The 16,022-nt window shown below is 36.8% G+C and carries 15 protein-coding genes; 3 read left to right on the forward strand and 12 right to left on the reverse strand.

The window, feature by feature from the left end; genetic code table 11:
• Positions 1-172: 172 nt before the first annotated feature.
• From IV36_RS11940 to IV36_RS09405, 4 genes are all read right to left on the reverse strand, one after another.
• A complete protein-coding gene (locus tag IV36_RS11940; RefSeq protein WP_082623747.1) occupies positions 173-538 on the reverse strand; it encodes a DUF3899 domain-containing protein in 366 nt (121 codons plus the stop codon).
• A 15-nt stretch (positions 539-553) separates the two neighbouring features.
• A complete protein-coding gene (locus tag IV36_RS09395) occupies positions 554-1,531 on the reverse strand; it encodes a tetratricopeptide repeat protein (RefSeq protein ID WP_056991981.1) in 978 nt (325 codons plus the stop codon).
• 78 nt (positions 1,532-1,609) lie between these two features.
• Positions 1,610-2,377, reverse strand: a complete 768-nt coding sequence (locus IV36_RS09400; RefSeq protein WP_056991983.1) for a YibE/F family protein — start codon at positions 2,375-2,377, stop codon at positions 1,610-1,612.
• Position 2,378: 1 nt separating this feature from the next.
• Positions 2,379-3,473 carry a YibE/F family protein gene (locus tag IV36_RS09405; RefSeq protein ID WP_056991985.1) on the reverse strand — a complete coding sequence of 365 codons (1,095 nt, stop codon included), beginning with the start codon at positions 3,471-3,473 and terminating at the stop codon, positions 2,379-2,381.
• A 157-nt stretch (positions 3,474-3,630) separates the two neighbouring features.
• Between IV36_RS09405 and IV36_RS09410 the strand changes: the two genes are divergently transcribed.
• Positions 3,631-4,599, forward strand: a complete 969-nt coding sequence (locus tag IV36_RS09410; RefSeq protein ID WP_056991987.1) for a biotin--[acetyl-CoA-carboxylase] ligase — start codon at positions 3,631-3,633, stop codon at positions 4,597-4,599.
• A gap of 373 nt (positions 4,600-4,972) precedes the next feature.
• On the opposite strand, the gene nagB is transcribed toward IV36_RS09410, so the two are convergent.
• A complete protein-coding gene (gene nagB, locus IV36_RS09415; RefSeq protein WP_056991989.1) occupies positions 4,973-5,680 on the reverse strand; it encodes a glucosamine-6-phosphate deaminase in 708 nt (235 codons plus the stop codon).
• A gap of 237 nt (positions 5,681-5,917) precedes the next feature.
• Positions 5,918-6,598 (reverse strand): DUF6198 family protein, encoded by a 681-nt coding sequence (locus tag IV36_RS09420; protein WP_056991992.1) that lies wholly within the window; start codon positions 6,596-6,598, stop codon positions 5,918-5,920.
• A gap of 169 nt (positions 6,599-6,767) precedes the next feature.
• Between IV36_RS09420 and IV36_RS09425 the strand changes: the two genes are divergently transcribed.
• Both IV36_RS09425 and IV36_RS09430 read left to right on the forward strand, forming a co-directional pair.
• The gene (locus IV36_RS09425) at positions 6,768-7,355 is read left to right on the forward strand and encodes a GNAT family N-acetyltransferase (protein WP_056991995.1); all 588 of its coding nucleotides are present in this window, start codon (positions 6,768-6,770) and stop codon (positions 7,353-7,355) included.
• Between the two features lie 68 nt (positions 7,356-7,423).
• The gene (locus IV36_RS09430) at positions 7,424-8,383 is read left to right on the forward strand and encodes an aldo/keto reductase (protein ID WP_056991996.1); all 960 of its coding nucleotides are present in this window, start codon (positions 7,424-7,426) and stop codon (positions 8,381-8,383) included.
• 218 nt (positions 8,384-8,601) lie between these two features.
• Here IV36_RS09430 and IV36_RS09435 read toward each other — a convergent pair whose 3' ends face one another.
• From IV36_RS09435 to IV36_RS09460, 6 genes are all read right to left on the reverse strand, one after another.
• Entirely contained in the window at positions 8,602-9,576 is a 975-nt protein-coding gene (locus IV36_RS09435; RefSeq protein ID WP_003687235.1) for a ribose-phosphate diphosphokinase, read from the reverse strand.
• 81 nt (positions 9,577-9,657) lie between these two features.
• Positions 9,658-11,070, reverse strand: coding sequence for a bifunctional UDP-N-acetylglucosamine diphosphorylase/glucosamine-1-phosphate N-acetyltransferase GlmU (gene glmU, locus IV36_RS09440; protein ID WP_056991998.1), 1,413 nt, complete (start codon positions 11,068-11,070; stop codon positions 9,658-9,660).
• A gap of 200 nt (positions 11,071-11,270) precedes the next feature.
• Positions 11,271-12,110 (reverse strand): pur operon repressor, encoded by an 840-nt coding sequence (gene purR / locus IV36_RS09445; RefSeq protein WP_003687231.1) that lies wholly within the window; start codon positions 12,108-12,110, stop codon positions 11,271-11,273.
• 469 nt (positions 12,111-12,579) lie between these two features.
• Positions 12,580-13,626: a PTS sugar transporter subunit IIC gene (locus IV36_RS09450; RefSeq protein WP_056992001.1), complete on the reverse strand. Its 1,047-nt coding sequence runs from the start codon at positions 13,624-13,626 to the stop codon at positions 12,580-12,582.
• Between the two features lie 26 nt (positions 13,627-13,652).
• Positions 13,653-14,639, reverse strand: a complete 987-nt coding sequence (locus tag IV36_RS09455; protein WP_056992003.1) for a D-2-hydroxyacid dehydrogenase — start codon at positions 14,637-14,639, stop codon at positions 13,653-13,655.
• Between the two features lie 3 nt (positions 14,640-14,642).
• On the reverse strand, positions 14,643-15,821 hold the full coding sequence (locus IV36_RS09460) for an aminotransferase class I/II-fold pyridoxal phosphate-dependent enzyme (RefSeq protein WP_056992005.1): 1,179 nt from the start codon (positions 15,819-15,821) through the stop codon (positions 14,643-14,645).
• Positions 15,822-16,022: the final 201 nt, after the last annotated feature.

Raw genomic sequence — 16,022 nt, forward strand, 5'->3', positions numbered from 1 at the left:
AAATTCGGTTTCTCGTCCTATTTGCTTATACAGAGGCTAGTTATGTCACAGCCTCGTACTATCACTTCAGGTACCAGAATTTTCTTATTTTTCAACAAAAACAAAAAAAAGAAACCACCTGTGAAATATGTGCGATTATCGCAAATTTCACTGCAGTTTCTTTTTTTAATTATCATAAGGTAATAATTATAGATAATACTATATATGTGACTCCTATGATTGAAGCACTTTTACCGACTTTACTAAAATGAATCGGTTGATTTTTTATACTCCCAACTTCTCGCACATTTATTTTAGCTTGTTGGTACTCATCGTCGGTTTCACCTTTTTTCTTATGTTTAAACCAGCCAGCCAATAAATGCGCACCTAGCAAGATATCAACAATCATTACGCAAATGGCTGCTAACCCTACCATAAACAAAATATTAGAAATCATAATTTTGTCTATGCCCAATGCAGCCGTACCCATCAGTATAATTCCAACTAACTGAATAGCCGTAACACTTTTAAAATAATATTTCTGTTTGAATCGGTTCATCTAGTTTCCATCCATTTAATTAATATTTGTGTATTCTCCAGTAAGTTCATCAGCTTTTTGGACTTTTCCAGTTGCGTAGTCGTACTTGTACATGCCCTTTAAGTTAGAAACATTTACATTGTCTGGGCTAGTGTGTCTAATTTCAATCTGATATGTGTTGTCATCTAGCTTCGTAACATAATATTGATCTCCTGCCTCCTGTGGGATTCCTGTTAATGTTCGAAATTTCGTTAAAATTTGCGTATCTGACAACTCCGCAACTACCGACGAAACCTGACTATTCGTTGCACTGCTAATTGAGCTTCCAGTCTGACTAGCATAAGTTGAACTGACAATTTTAGAACTTCGTGCATTAGTGTAGCCGCTGTTTGTTGCCTGACTAGTTGATTTTGCCTGAGACGCAACACTTTGATTTTGTGCAGCTGCTATCTTTTGCTGATAGCTTTTTGCTTTTTCCTGATAGGAAGCCACAGCTTGATACTTACTAGATAATGCCATTAAAGTTTGATAGCTTCCCCCGGCTTCAGAATATTTTCCTGCATCGTAGTATGCAACCGTTTCATTATAATAGATTTTTGCAAGCTTAACAGCTTGATATTCTTTCTGCACAGCATTGATTTGTTTGACCAACTTATCTGGTTTCTTAACTTTAGCTAATTGTTGCAATTTTTTATCTGCCTTAGATAATTTGTTTTCAGTCACTGCTCTTTTAGCAGAAAGCAAATTACCAAGATTTTTGTATAACACTTTAACTTTCTTGTTTCCGGCATTTTTTGCAATTACTTTTGATAGCTCGCTGTATGCCTGTTGAGGAGTCCCCTTATCAAGGTAATTTAAGGCCTTCGTATAATGAGACTCAACCTGTTCTGTTGTCATTGAAGAACTACTGCTGCTACTGTTATTGTCATCACTATTTGCAGAACATCCAACCGCTACAGTTGCTAACAAGGTCAAAGCTGCTCCCCAAAAGGCTTTTCTCAATCTTATTCTCATAATTGCTGCCTCCCTACTAATTATTATGCTCCCTACAAAAATTATAACATGGTAAGTATCATTTAGTATTCAACTGATTTACGATTTCTTTGGATTATTTCCTTTATTTGTTTTAAAAACCGTTATCTCAATCGTTACCCAGATAACTAACACCACTGAAATTGCAGCATAGATTACCAACATTGTCTCGCTTGCAAAAATTTTAGAGTTTGCGTAATAACCAAAACTGGCATCTAATTTTGAAATCAATATGAATAATGCTAGATTACCGCCAAACATACCGAAAAATAGCGTATTAAATGTCATCCCCATGATTTGCAATCCAATATTTCTGCCACTTGTTCTCAATTCCTGTGCTGTTTTGGCTGCCCCCTGTTCAATTATTTCCTCCATCCCACTTGCAACAGCAATTGCTGCCTCAGCAATCGCCCCAAGTGTGCTTAAGATTGTCGTTGCGATCGCAATCGAAGCAAAATTTACACCAATTGCGACATTGAAAGCTTCAATTTCTTCTGACTGTTCATTACTGAATCCATATATCTGCATCAAATAATTCATTGGGATGATCAACAGTATCATTACCGCTAAAACAAGTAAAGTCGATATAAAAGCTGTATTCGTCTGTGACTCATTATTATTGCCAACATAAATAATGATTGCAAGAATTGATATCCCAGTAAACATCATTACAAAAACGGGCGGGAAGCCACCGGCAATCAAAATAACTGTTAAAAAGAGTAGCCCAAAGTTGACAATTAGTGTAAAAAAGGCTGACAAGCCTCTTCTTCCACCACTTAAAATCATTAGTAAAGCCAAGATAATTATCAGAGCCATTATTGTGTTCATTTCATGCTCTACTCCTTTCTAACGACCAAGCGGCAAATAAACTTGCTGCCGGAATTACTAATGCTATTCCAATTCCACTAATCACAGCTTGCAGTAACCCCAGTGACATAGTCCATGAAAAAGTATACCCGATCGTATTCTTGGTTCTGAAATAGAGAACAGCCATTGTAAAAGTTTCAGCAAAGAAAATCAACAGCAGCACGTTTATCAGCGGCCCCATAATATCTTTGCCGACTTCCCTTCCTGAGCGATAAAGTTGCTGAAATGAAACTTCTGGCTGACTGCGCTTTAACTCAAATAATGTCGACACAATATCCGTTGCTGCATCCATAACTGTTCCCAATAAGCCAATCAAGGTCGCAGATAGAAATAATTGCTTTGGTTGTTGTGTGGCAAAATCCAACGCCTCATAATGCATCCCATTATCCTGCGTCAGCCACATGACACCCACTGAAATAAGCAATGCAAGAGCTGTACCACTAAAAATTGCCGCAAAGGTGACCACAAATTGCCTATTAATACCAACTATTATAGCCAACGTTATTGCTGTGAAGATAATCGCACTGACCGCAAAAATTATAAAAAAGTTTGTAATATTCCAGGAAACATCAAGCTGCACAATTATTAAGAACAATACAAAGTTAATCAAAACACTTATAATCGTCCTCACTCCATCAATCTTCATCACCATAAATAAAAGACATACCATTATCCAACACATCATAAACAGATAGGTATCCCGTTTATAATTTAGCGGGGTCACTTCAAATTTACCGTTATCATGATTAAGTGTGACAAAAAGCTGCTGACCCTTTTGATACTTTTGGCTCAATCCTCCAGATGCGGTATATGTATTCTGAAATTTAAATTTTTCTCCTTTTTTCTTGCTGTTCAGAAGTATTCCATAGACTGTCTGATCAGTTTTTTTATCATGGTTTCCATATTCGTCTGAGGATTTGAATGTTTTTCCTTGTTCAACTCGTGTAACCTGCAAAATTGATTGCTTATATAAAAAAGCATCATGCGTTGATACAATAAAAATTATAATTGCTCCCAAAAGCAAAATAATACATTCAAAAAAAAGCTTTTTTTTCATTTCGTACTCTCTTTTCTTATTACTTTGGTAAAAGATACCATTCATAACACTTTTTTGAAAGAAACAATCTATTTTCTTAAAAGAAAAAAGACAATTTGAAAACTTCGACTTTACTCTTTATAATTTATACTAAACAATACTAAGGATGGCACACTTTATGAATAATACACAAAAAGTTCTAGAGCTCCTGTCAGATTCAACCAATTACCTCTCTGGCGAAAAAATCGCAAGTGAGGTTGGTATCTCGCGGACAGCAGTCTGGAAAATTGTTAAAAATCTACAAGATCTGGGTTATCCAATCAAAAGTAAAATGCATTCCGGTTACTATTATGAAGATAACAATAAGCTCAATGAATTTATTATCAAAAAGAATTTACCCACGAATCTTAAAAATATTGCTTTCGAACTTCACGATTCGCTTAATTCAACTAATATAAGGGCAAAAGAAATTAGTGCAAGTCAAGTTGACTCGCAGCCTTTAATAATTATCAGCGATCAACAGACCGGAGGCTATGGTCGTTATGGACGCTCCTTTAGCTCACCTAAAACAACTGGAATTTATATGAGTATCTTGCTAAAGACGCAATCGGAAGAATTAAATCCCGGATTATTAACAACCGCCACTGCTCTTGCTGTAGCACGCACAATTGAAAAAAATCTAGGTGTTGCTACTCAAATAAAGTGGGTAAACGATGTCTTAGTAAATCAGAAAAAAGTTGTTGGAATACTAACTGAAGCAGTTAGTGATATTGAAAGTGGCTCTATCAACCAAGTGATTATTGGTATTGGAATCAACTATCTATCTGATATTTCCCTTTTCCCGCCCAAAATTCAAGAGCGTGTCGGTACTTTGCGAGAATATGTTGAACAATCACACCTATCTCGTAACTACTTCATCGCACAATTATTAGGTGAATTTTTTACACTCTATTCAGATTATCAATCAGGCGATTTTATTGATGAATATAAAGAAAAGTCATATCTTATTGGAAAGAAAGTCACAATTACCCAAGGAGAAAAGAGAGTTAACGGAGTTGTTGCTGATATTGATAAAAAGGGACGACTCGTCTTACAGGATGGAACTATTCTTTACTCTGGTGAAGTTACAAAAGTACGTTTAGCTTAAAAAAGTGCCTCAAAAATTGGAAATCTTCGTACACTGATTTACAGTGATCGTAAGGAACCAATTTGAGACACTCTTTTATTTTAGGGCTAGTCAAAAGTTAAATTTTAATCTAACTCTTCTATTATTCCATAAGTCAAAAACATCCGTCCAGTCTCGAATCACTTACGGCAAAGCACTCGCTTATGTTCGTAAAACGGCGTTAGCGCCCAAATTTTACCTACTTGAGTCACACTACCTTTTAAGTACTGACTTTTTATTTAAATATGGGCCATAAGGCAGTATACTTATGCTCTTTGACTTTAGGGTCGGAGAATGTGTTGCCCTTTAGTATTTGAACACAAGCTACTGGCTTATAGCCCATATCGCTAATTAACTATTTTTTTAACTTAGCTGCAGCTGCTTCATCAACAATAACAGTAACATTTGGATGCTTCTGCAAGACACTCGCAGGACATTCCTCAGTCACAGGTCCTTCAATCATTTTCGCAATTGCATCAGCCTTATTGTCTCCAAAAGCCTCTAGTATTATACTTTTAGACTTCATTATTGATCCAATCCCCATAGAGTATGCATACTTAGGTACATCTTTTTCATCCTCGAAGAAACGCGCATTTGCCGCAATCGTTGAAGGTGTTAAAGCAACTTTATGAGTTGTTAGATCAAAACTTGAACCTGGTTCGTTGAATCCAATATGCCCGTTGCGTCCAATTCCTAACAACTGCAAATCAATTGGATTATCAGCAATCACTTTATCATACCGCTTAACTTCCTCTTCGGCATCTGCTGCATCACCCTGTGGTAAATAAGACTTTTTGAAAGGCTTAAACTCAAACAGGTTTTTCTCCATATAATATCGGTAGCTTTGCTCGTCAGCTGGTTTTAAGCCAACATATTCATCAAGGTTAATAGAAATACATTTTGAAAAATCAATCTTACTCTTCACGAGATGTTGATAAGTTGTCACAGGCGTACTTCCAGTTGCTAATCCAAAAACCTTTGCACCGTTCACACATGCATCATAAAAAAGTTTGCTTGCTTTCTTTCCACCTTCGGCACTATCTTTAACAATAATGATATTCATTTTAATTACCTCCATTTTTTAGTACAGCTTCATTGTAATTGGGCTATACCAAAAAAGCAAGTAACTAAAAAAGTAAGTTTGCCTCATTTACTTTATAATCGTAACATATCTGTAAGCGCTTGTAAATATTTAAAAGCGTTTATAAGTCATTTTAAGTATTTGATTGTAAAATATAACCCGGACCTGCTTATTAAACACGCAAAAGCCCTAGTTGACAACTAGGGCTTCCATGCTAAATTAAATATCTAATTTGCGATGCTTCAACGAAGGCAATACTCTCCGGTCGGCTACTCCAACAAAATATCCTTGAAATAACAGTGAGAACACCGTTCCAACATTAACAGCAAAAATTTGCCTATTACTAATCACAGTGATAATGATAGCTGCTATTGGAATAAAGAATGATGCCAACTGTGCAACAACGGGATTCCCTCTGAAAAATTTAAAACGAATAATCTGCATCATATCGTCACAGGGATGCAGAATTAAGTTCACTCTCTGATAGATAGAAATTGCTGTCGCAATGCAGATTATACCTACACAATCCAAAACCACTCTAATAGTTAACGGTAAATTTCCAATTCCTAGAAGGACAAACTCTCGTGATAACAATCCCACAAGATATGCAAATGAAAACATAAAAATCAAATACCCCGCAACTCGTCTAGGTGAAATTTTTCCAACCAAGACTAAATTCACGATAATGGCAAAAATTCCTTCCAATACAAGAACAAAACTTAATGGTATCAAAGTCGCATGTGCAATATTAACTGCAGCTGCAGTCCATAAAGCACTGCCTAGATTCAATGAAACTGTTAATGCATTTCCAAAACTATTTAAGATAATTGAAAAAATAAAATATCCTATCATCAAAGGCATATCGTGATGATAAGCATTTATAACTGGTTGTTTTTCCATGGCTATTTACGTAACTACCTCACTAAATATATTATGTTTGAACTTACAGATTATCTTACTTTATCCTCTCTAATAGTTCAATCTCTTTTTATCAAAAAACTAGTATCCATTCTTGTTTATTACAAATAATGCGTTTAGAATGATTAGAAAAAAGAAAGAATGTGACTAGATGACTACTCCTGATATTAAACTAAGATTGGTAAAGTTAGAAGATGCACCTGCACTTTTACATATCTATCAGTACTATGTTCAACAAACTGCAATTACATTCGAGTATGATACCCCTTCTGTCAAGGAATTTGAAAAACGAATATCTACTATTTCCCTTAAATATCCTTACCTAATAGCTTACACAGATAATAAAATTCTGGGATTTGCATATTTGAGCGCCTTTCATCCGCGTGCGGCATATATCTGGGCTGCGGAAATCTCTATTTATCTATCCCATGATGTACAGCATCACGGCATTGGCACATTGCTATACAAGGAGCTTGAGAAAATAGCTGCCGCACAAAACATTCTAAACATTAATGCATGCATAAGTTTGCCAAAAACTACTGATCCGCACCTTCCAATGACAAGTATCTATTTTCATGAAAAAAATGGATTCAAGAAAGTTGCTCATTTCCACGATGTCGGATACAAATTCAATACTTGGTTTGATATGATTTGGATGGAAAAAACAAGTAGTTCTCATCCAACACCCATGAGCCCTTTTATTCCATATTGCGATATTAAGAACGATTTTTACGCTTAATCCTTAATTATTACAAATTACTTTGCAAGTGATACAATAAATACATGATAAATTAAGGAGGTTTTCTAATGAGTGAAAATGTTTTATTTAATCAAGGTCAGGCAATTTCAAGTAAATATGATTTTAGCAAAACATATCTTTCGGCAGAACTTTTTAAGAAGAAGAATGGTAATGGGCCCGAGCCATCCGTTAATCAACCAGAATTAATAACATTAAGAGATGGAAATGAAATCCCATTGATTGGATTTGGAACATATACTCTTACTGGAGGATCTGGTGTTAATACAATGATGCAGGCGTTATCGACCGGCTATCGCGCGCTTGATTCAGCCGTTAATTATGAAAATGAAGGCGCTGTTGGCGAGGTTATCCGCAGGTCTAGTTTAAAGCGCGAAGACCTTTTCATAACTTCAAAATTACCTGGACGCCATCAAAAATTTGACGAGGCAATCACAACAATTCAAGAATCACTGTTTAGGATGCATCTTGACTATTTCGATCTTTATCTAATACATTGGCCTAATCCGCTTGAAGATCATTACGTGGAAGCATGGCAGGCTCTAATCGAAGCACAAAAGATGGGCCTTATTCGTTCAATCGGTGTTTCTAACTTTCTTCCTGAACATTTAGAAAGACTTGAAAAAGAAACTGGTGTATTACCGGTCGTAAACCAAGTTGAACTTCATCCTTACTGGTCTCAACCTGAGCAACGCAAATTCGATAAAGAACACGGTATCTTCACACAGGCCTGGAGTCCCCTGGGTCGTGCAAATGCCGTTTTACACGATGAAACAATTAAAAAAATTGCTGAAGCTCATCATAAATCAATTGCACAAGTTATCTTGCGTTGGGAACTTCAGCTTGGCGTGGGTGTCATTCCAAAATCAAGTTCTGCAAAACGACAATTTGAAAATTTGGATCTCTTTAACTTTGAATTATCAGATGAGGAAGTCTCCTCAATATCAGCACTTGACAAACCTGATGGACGAACAAATAATCAAGATCCTGCAGTATATCAGGAGTTTTAGACTTACTGCTTATTTTTTCTTTATAAATTAACCATAATTATTTACACTCACTAAAAGAGGAGCTAGGTCAAAAGTTAACTTTTGGCCCAGCCCCTCTTTTATTCTTAATAAAAATGTTCTGTAAGTTGAAAATCTTCGTCTAACCTCAGATTTTACCGACTTATACCAATATTACTAATACATCACAATATTTTTAGCTGTCGTTTTCCTCAATACTCTTAAATATTATGGAACCTATTTTTAAACAGCGGACTTACTGATTTGTTTTCATGGATTCGCGTAATTGCGTCCCCAATCAATGCCCCAACTGAAACTTGAACAAGTTTATCAATACGCTTTTCTTCAGGTAGCTTGATCGAATCAGTAACCACCAACTTTTTAATAGGTGAATTCTCAATACGTTCAATAGCTGGACCTGAAAGTACCGGATGCGTAGCACACGCGTAGACTTCAGTTGCACCAGCATCCTTTAAAGCTTGAGCAGCCAACGTAATTGTTCCAGCAGTATCAATCATATCATCAATTAAAATACATTTCTTACCGTCAACTGAACCGATAATATTCATAATCTCAGCAACATTAGCTTTAGGACGACGCTTATCAATGATAGCAATTGGAGCTTTCAGAAATTCTGCCAGCTTACGTGCCCTTGAAACTCCACCGTGGTCAGGCGAAACGACAACAGCATCTTTTTCAAGACCATTTGTTAGGAAATAGTCTGCTAGTAATGGAGCTCCCATTAAATGATCCACCGGGATGTCAAAGAATCCCTGAATTTGGGCTGCATGTAAATCTAGAGCAACAACCCGAGTAGCACCGGCCTTCACCAACATATCAGCAACCAGCTTAGCCGTGATTGGCTCACGTGGTCTTGCCTTGCGATCTTGTCTAGCATACCCATAATAAGGAATTACGACATTAATGACAGATGCACTAGCACGTTTAAGTGCATCAATCATGATTAACAACTCCATCAAATTATCATTGACTGGAGCCGAAGTCGACTGAATTATAAAGACTTCATCTCCGCGAATACTTTCTTCAATATTAATACGAATTTCACCGTCACTAAAACGGTCAACAGATGTTTTACCTAAAGTCACACCAACAGCAGCAGCAATTTTTTCTGCTAAGGGCTTGTTCGAATTCAAAGCAAATATTTTAAGCTTCGGATCAGCATATTGTTCAGACATGATAGCCTCCATTTTTCTATTTCTCTATAACAATACTATTCATTTCTTACAATAAAATCAAGATTAATAATGGATTTATCATTAAATATTTTTATGCGTACTCATTTCGGCCTTCTCAGCAGCATCCGCAACTGGATAATGGTCAAAATAACCTTTTTTATTTACTTGTCTTCCACGAGCAATCGCCATGTCATGTGCATCAATATTGTTCGTAATTGTTGAACCTGCAGCAACGTACGCATGATCAGCTACTTCAAGTGGTGCAATCAAATTAGACCCACTTCCGATGAAAGAGTAATCACCGACATTGGTATGATGCTTGTTGATGCCATCATAATTTACAAAAATAGTTCCACAGCCAACATTTATATTTTTGCCTAGAGTGGCATCACCAACATAGGTCAAATGTCCGACCTTCGTATTCTCACCAATTTCAGCCTTCTTAACTTCGACAAAGTTGCCAATATGGACATTTTTACCGATTTTAGCAGCAGGTCTGAGATGACTATATGGCCCAATATTGCTTCCTTCAGCCATCGTTGATTCTTCCAACAGTGAGGCAGTCACAGTTACATTATTTTCAATTACTGTATCCCGAATTTCAGAGTGTGCTCCAATAAAACAATCTTCTCCAATAACTGTTCTTCCCTTTAAAACAACACCTGGCTCTATCACTGTATCCCTGCCTACTTTTACATCAACATCAATATAAGTCGTTTGTGGATCAATCAGAGTCACACCATTTTTCATATGTTTTTCATTGATACGCTGTCTCATCAACTTATTTGCTTGAGCAAGAGCAACACGATCATTGACACCCATTGACTCATCAAAGTTTTTCATCTTATAAGCGGCTATCACTTTACCAGCATTTTTAAAAATTTCCATAACATCTGTCAGATAATACTCGCCTTGAACGTTATCATTTTTGACCTGATGCAGCGCCTCAAATAATTCTTTATTATCAAAACAATACACTCCTGTATTGATCTCTGTAATTGCCGTTTCCTTTTCGTTTGCATCTTTTTGTTCAACAATCTTCTCTACAATTCCTAATTCATTGCGTACAATTCTTCCATAACCAAACGGTTTGGGTGCTTCTGCTGTCAAAACAGTTGCAACAGCGCCCTTTTGTTCATGATATTCAAATAACTCAGAAAATGTTTGTGCCGTGAACAACGGTGTATCACCACATACAATTAGTGTGACTCCATCTTTGTCTTTCAATAATTCTTCAGCTTGCAGTACCGCATGGCCTGTCCCTAGCTGTTTAGCTTGAAGTGCATATTTCGTCCGCTTTCCCAATCTCTTCTTCACATCTTTTGCACCATGCCCGATAATTGTAACAATTTCATCCATCTTATTTTCTTCAACCTGTGATAATACATGTTCAACCATTGCCTTACCGCAAACTGGATGTAGCACCTTGTACAACTTAGATTTCATTCTTGTTCCTTGCCCCGCAGCAAGAATCACTGCAAACTTTGAAGTCATCTTAAAATCTCCTCTGATTAAACCAAATTTTCTCTATAATCATAACCTAAGTGACGTAAAACGTGCAACTACTCTTACTAATTAAATCATTGATGCTTTCTCTCGCACATTTTTATAATAAAAAAGTTCTGAAAAAATCAGTCTTCACTAATCTCTCCAGAACTCCTTTTTTTACTTTTTTATCTGTTTGATAAGTCAACCTATTTTGATGGCGTACCAAAAACTTTTTCGAGATAATTACCCGCACTGACATGAATCGTCTTGTCCAATGTATTCACCTTATCCACTTTCAACAATGATGTATATTCATCAATCATTCTATGGCCCTCAAAAGTTGCTTCAGCAAATACAGTAATTCCAACTAATTCAGATTCAAACTCTTCAATCATGCTCTTCATCCCATTGACGGTTCCACCGCCTTTCATGAAATCATCAACTACTAAAACATGCGAACCTCTCTTCAAACTTCGCTTTGATAATTCCATCTTTTCAATTCGTTCGCTTGATCCAGACACATAATTGACCGAAACCGTTGAACCCTCTGTAATTTTAGAATCTCGACGTAAGATTACAAACGGAACATTTAAATAGCTTGAAACACTTTGTGCAATCGGAACACCTTTAGTTGCAACAGTCATAACTGCATCAATTTGCTTATCAAGATACTGACGAGCAATTACGCGTCCCACTTGACGTAAAACGTCTGGTCTACCCAGTAAATCTGAAAGATATACATATCCTCCTGGTAAAAGGCGATCCTGTTCTGACATTTCGGTCATCATAGATCCAATAAAATCACGACATTCTTCTTCACTGATAGACGGAATAAATCTTGCGCCGCCCGCAGCTCCAGGAATAGTTTCTAAAATACCAATTCCACGACTCTTGAATGTTCGTTTTACGATTGCTAAGTCTTCACTTATTGATGATTTTGCAGATTCATAACGTTCAGCAAAATATGTCAAAGAAATTAATGTATGCGGTCGCTCAAGCAAAAAACGAGTCATATCAATTAAGCGATCGCTTCTTCTTGTTTTCACTCTTTATTCCCCCTACTTGTATCTCTTTATTAGAGTAATGCCCTAAAAATAATCTACCCAACATTATAAATCATTTTACGTAATTTGAATAGTTTTTTTATCATTTTTATTAAAATTGTTCGCATTTAATGCTAAATTTTAATTTTTATACGAATCACACTTGATTACTATTCATTATTTTCTAACATTCGGTTTTAGTAAGTTCACATTTTTCACAATTTTAAGAATTAGTATCCATAAAAAAAGAGAGTTTGACATGAATTGGTAAAACTTGAGTACTAATACGAAATTGCAAACATAGCATGTACTTTCCTATAAGTAATTCGAAGTCGGAGAATTTTGACTTATGGAACACTTCTTCCTGAAATCAACAAAAAACTAGGTCAAAATATAACTTTTGACCCAGCTCCTCTATTGATTCGTATAATTGTGTTTCAACTATGAATAAGCCTCTAGAATTTCTTTCTGCCTACTTAATATCTAGCAACACATCTTCCGGTTTAATCCATCCCAACCGTTTGATGAAAATGTACCGTGAAACATATGCCAATAGCACAGGTAAGATTACGAAGATAAGTGCTAGGATAATAAAACTCATTATGTTTTTATCCATTCCTGCATATGCTGCCATGGGTCCAATTAATCCACTGAATCCAAATCCTGCACTCATCGAATTGCCTCCAATGTGTAGAAGTGCTCCAATGAATCCCATGATACCCGCATTAATACAGACCGGCAGGAATAACAATGGTTTCTTTAACATATTACCCATTTGAATCTTTGGTGAACCAATAAAGTGTGCGAAACTTGTCCCGATTGGATTTACAGAACTCCCATAAACTGCCAGCATGAAACTCCCGGCTGTAATTCCTAAGTTAGCTGAACCTGAACCAATTCCTGCTAATCCAATCGCAGTTGCGATCCCTACAGAACTAATCGGGGATACGATTAGGACCGCAAAGCAAATTCCCATCAACGTTCCCATTAATAATGGCTGTAAGCTAGTTATGTTACTAATAATCATTCCAATTGTCGTTGCAATCATCCTAACGTAGGGTAAAATGGCCAACCCAATTCCTCCAGCTATAACAATCACTAGTAAAGGCAACAGTAACATAGTAAAGTCCTTTAGACGATTACCAATCAACAATGCAACCCAAACGGCAAGTGCTATTGTTAAACCAGTGTTGATGATATCACCCGTTCCTTTCAAAATGAATGTCCCATTACCCGGCTGCATTACTCCAGAACCGACCATTGCCGCGATTGCTACTGCAGAAATCTGGATTGGATTGAGTTTGAAGTATAAGGATACACAAACACCTGTAATGACAGGAAGCAGACTCATTGCAAAACTTGTCATCATAATAATTGTAGTTGCATATGGGAAAAAGCCTTTGATGGCTGTCATTAACTGTCCTACTAAAGCCGACGGAATTAGAGCAACCACAACTCCTAAACTAATCCCATTTAAAATATTCATTGTGTATTCTTTACCAGAAATTCTTGTTTCCATTTTTTATTCACTCACCCTCTGTTTTTTTAAGATACTTGGTGTTCGCTCTTCTTGCCATCAAGAATCATTACCACATCATCTAAGCTGATATCTACCATATTCTGAACTGCAATATTTGTAAAAAAGCCGACATGTGGGGTCAAAATTACATTATCCATTTTGCGTAACTTAATAAGTTGCTGACTTGGTAATTCTTTATTTTCCAAATTAAAATTAAAGAAGTTCTCTTCTCCTGTCAGTGTATCAAGTGCAGCTCCCGCTATTTCTTTTTGTTCCAGTGCCTCTATCAATGCATCCGTATCCACCACGGGGCCGCGGCATTCATTTACTAAATAAGCTGTTGGTTTCATTAAGGCCAACTCATCTTTACCAATCAAGTTGAACGTTGAAGGGTTTAAGTCAACATGCAAACAGATTACATCTGCATTTTGTAATACTTCTTCTTTCTTCATATAGGTAACAAATGGTTTAAGCTCTTCTCGTTCAACTAAGTCATGTGCAATCACTTTTGCTCCTAATGCATTAAATATCTTGGCCGTTGTCCCACCAATCCGTCCAGCTCCGATGATTCCTACCGTAAGTGAATGGATTTCAGCTGCCTGCAACCCTGCCCATCTGAAATCTTGTTTTGCTGCTCTCGCATCAAAAATTTCAAGCTTGCGAATTAATCTCATTGTATGTGCTAGCGCCAACTCAGCAACTGATCGTGGAGAATAGGCTGGTACATTAGTGACAATAAGGTTATTTTTTCTAGCTGCATCAAGATCGATTACATCAAATCCTGCTGTTCTTGTCGTAATCTGCTTTATTCCAGCTGCTTTTAGTGCTGGGTAAACTTCTGCCTCAACTTTACTGCGTTGTTGAATAACGATTCCATCATAACCCACTAATTCAGATACATGATCTGGATGAAGTTCCCAATCAACAGTATCAATCTGAATATTGTTTCTTTTTGCCCACCCTTCAATAGCAGCCTTTTCATCGTCTCTCACACTCATCATCAAAATTTTCAACTTTTAGCCCTCCTGATTTTCTTTGACATACACTGCCAAGCGTTTCATTGCTTCTACGATATCTTCCATACTTGCTGCATAGCTGATTCTGATGTAGCCTTCACCACCAGGTCCAAAGCTGCTGCCGCTGATAACAGCTACTTTCCCCTTTTCCGCCAAATCATAAATAAACTTCTTATCGTCCTGAATCAAGCCTTCCGGAATCTTGGCAAATAGATAAAATGCTCCGTCTGGTTGTGCACACTCAAAACCAAGGTTCACCAACTTATCAAGTAAATAATCTCTACGTTTCTGATATTCTTTTTTCATTGTCGGGCCATCATCAAAACCATTTGCAAACGCTTCGGCCGCCGCCTTTTGTGTCATTGTTGACGTTGTGGTAATCGTAAATTGATGTACTTTACCCAATTCTGCTGTGATTTCTTTTGGTGCACACATTACGCCTATTCTCCACCCTGTCATAGCATGAGACTTGGAAACCCCATTAAGAAGAATTGTTTGTTCGCGTAAACTATGAACCATTGATGCATGCTGCCCCTTGTAGTTGATCTCACTATAAATTTCATCACAAATCGCAAAAATTGGTTTATTTCTAAGTACCTCTGCCAATCCATCCAGTTCTTCCTGTGTATACGTAACACCAGTTGGATTAGATGGATAATTCAACACAACTGCCTTAACAGAATCTCCATGTTCCTTGAGCGTTGCCTTCAAATCTTCAGGTGTCAACTTAAATCCTGTCTTAGATGTGTTTACAAAAATTGGTGTTGCCTGATTCAAAATTGTGATTGCAATGTATAATGGAAAAATTGGTGTTGGAATAATTACTTTATCACCTGGGTTAAGGATTGACGTAAGTGCAGTATAAATTGCCTCTGTTGCTCCATTTGTCACAATAATTTCACTTGCAGGATCGTAGTGTTGATCATACTTTGCAGAAAGAAAATGTGATGCAGCTTCTAATAACTCTGGAATACCATTAGACGGAGCATAATGACTTTGATTGGCCTCAATGCTCTTGATTGCAGCTTGCTTAATGTGCTCTGGGGTTGCAAAATCCGGTTCCCCCATCGTAAATTTGATTATTCCCGGAATTTTTGAAGCAAACTCATCGAATGAACGTATATCTGATGGTTGTAGCATTGCAAGTTCCTTCTTCATACTTTTGACAAGTGATTCCATACTAAAACATCCCTTCTATATCTATTTTCCTAAACTATTTGCAAACAATATTAAAAGCCTGCAGACTTGATTCATAAGTCTGCAGGCTTGGTTTCACATCAGCATTATCATTTTTCTTGCTTTAGGCCAAACAGACTCTTTAATTGACATCTGTGTGGCTTGCTAAAATTGCTAGCAAAATAACTCTTATCTTCCTCACAG

The sequence above is a fragment of the Liquorilactobacillus mali genome (genome assembly GCF_001437155.1).
Lineage (GTDB): Bacteria > Bacillota > Bacilli > Lactobacillales > Lactobacillaceae > Liquorilactobacillus > Liquorilactobacillus mali_A.

Bases quoted from the DNA above. Each gene is read 5' to 3' on its own strand.
- IV36_RS11940 (WP_082623747.1), bottom strand. From the start codon at position 538: ATGAACCGATTCAAACAGAAATATTATTTTAAAAGTGTTACGGCTATT.
- IV36_RS09395 (WP_056991981.1), bottom strand. From the start codon at position 1,531: ATGAGAATAAGATTGAGAAAAGCCTTTTGGGGAGCAGCTTTGACCTTG.
- IV36_RS09400 (WP_056991983.1), bottom strand. From the start codon at position 2,377: ATGAACACAATAATGGCTCTGATAATTATCTTGGCTTTACTAATGATT.
- IV36_RS09405 (WP_056991985.1), bottom strand. From the start codon at position 3,473: ATGAAAAAAAAGCTTTTTTTTGAATGTATTATTTTGCTTTTGGGAGCA.
- IV36_RS09410 (WP_056991987.1), top strand. From the start codon at position 3,631: ATGAATAATACACAAAAAGTTCTAGAGCTCCTGTCAGATTCAACCAAT.
- nagB (WP_056991989.1), bottom strand. From the start codon at position 5,680: ATGAATATCATTATTGTTAAAGATAGTGCCGAAGGTGGAAAGAAAGCA.
- IV36_RS09420 (WP_056991992.1), bottom strand. From the start codon at position 6,598: ATGGAAAAACAACCAGTTATAAATGCTTATCATCACGATATGCCTTTG.
- IV36_RS09425 (WP_056991995.1), top strand. From the start codon at position 6,768: ATGACTACTCCTGATATTAAACTAAGATTGGTAAAGTTAGAAGATGCA.
- IV36_RS09430 (WP_056991996.1), top strand. From the start codon at position 7,424: ATGAGTGAAAATGTTTTATTTAATCAAGGTCAGGCAATTTCAAGTAAA.
- IV36_RS09435 (WP_003687235.1), bottom strand. From the start codon at position 9,576: ATGTCTGAACAATATGCTGATCCGAAGCTTAAAATATTTGCTTTGAAT.
- glmU (WP_056991998.1), bottom strand. From the start codon at position 11,070: ATGACTTCAAAGTTTGCAGTGATTCTTGCTGCGGGGCAAGGAACAAGA.
- IV36_RS09450 (WP_056992001.1), bottom strand. From the start codon at position 13,626: ATGGAAACAAGAATTTCTGGTAAAGAATACACAATGAATATTTTAAAT.
- IV36_RS09460 (WP_056992005.1), bottom strand. From the start codon at position 15,821: ATGGAATCACTTGTCAAAAGTATGAAGAAGGAACTTGCAATGCTACAA.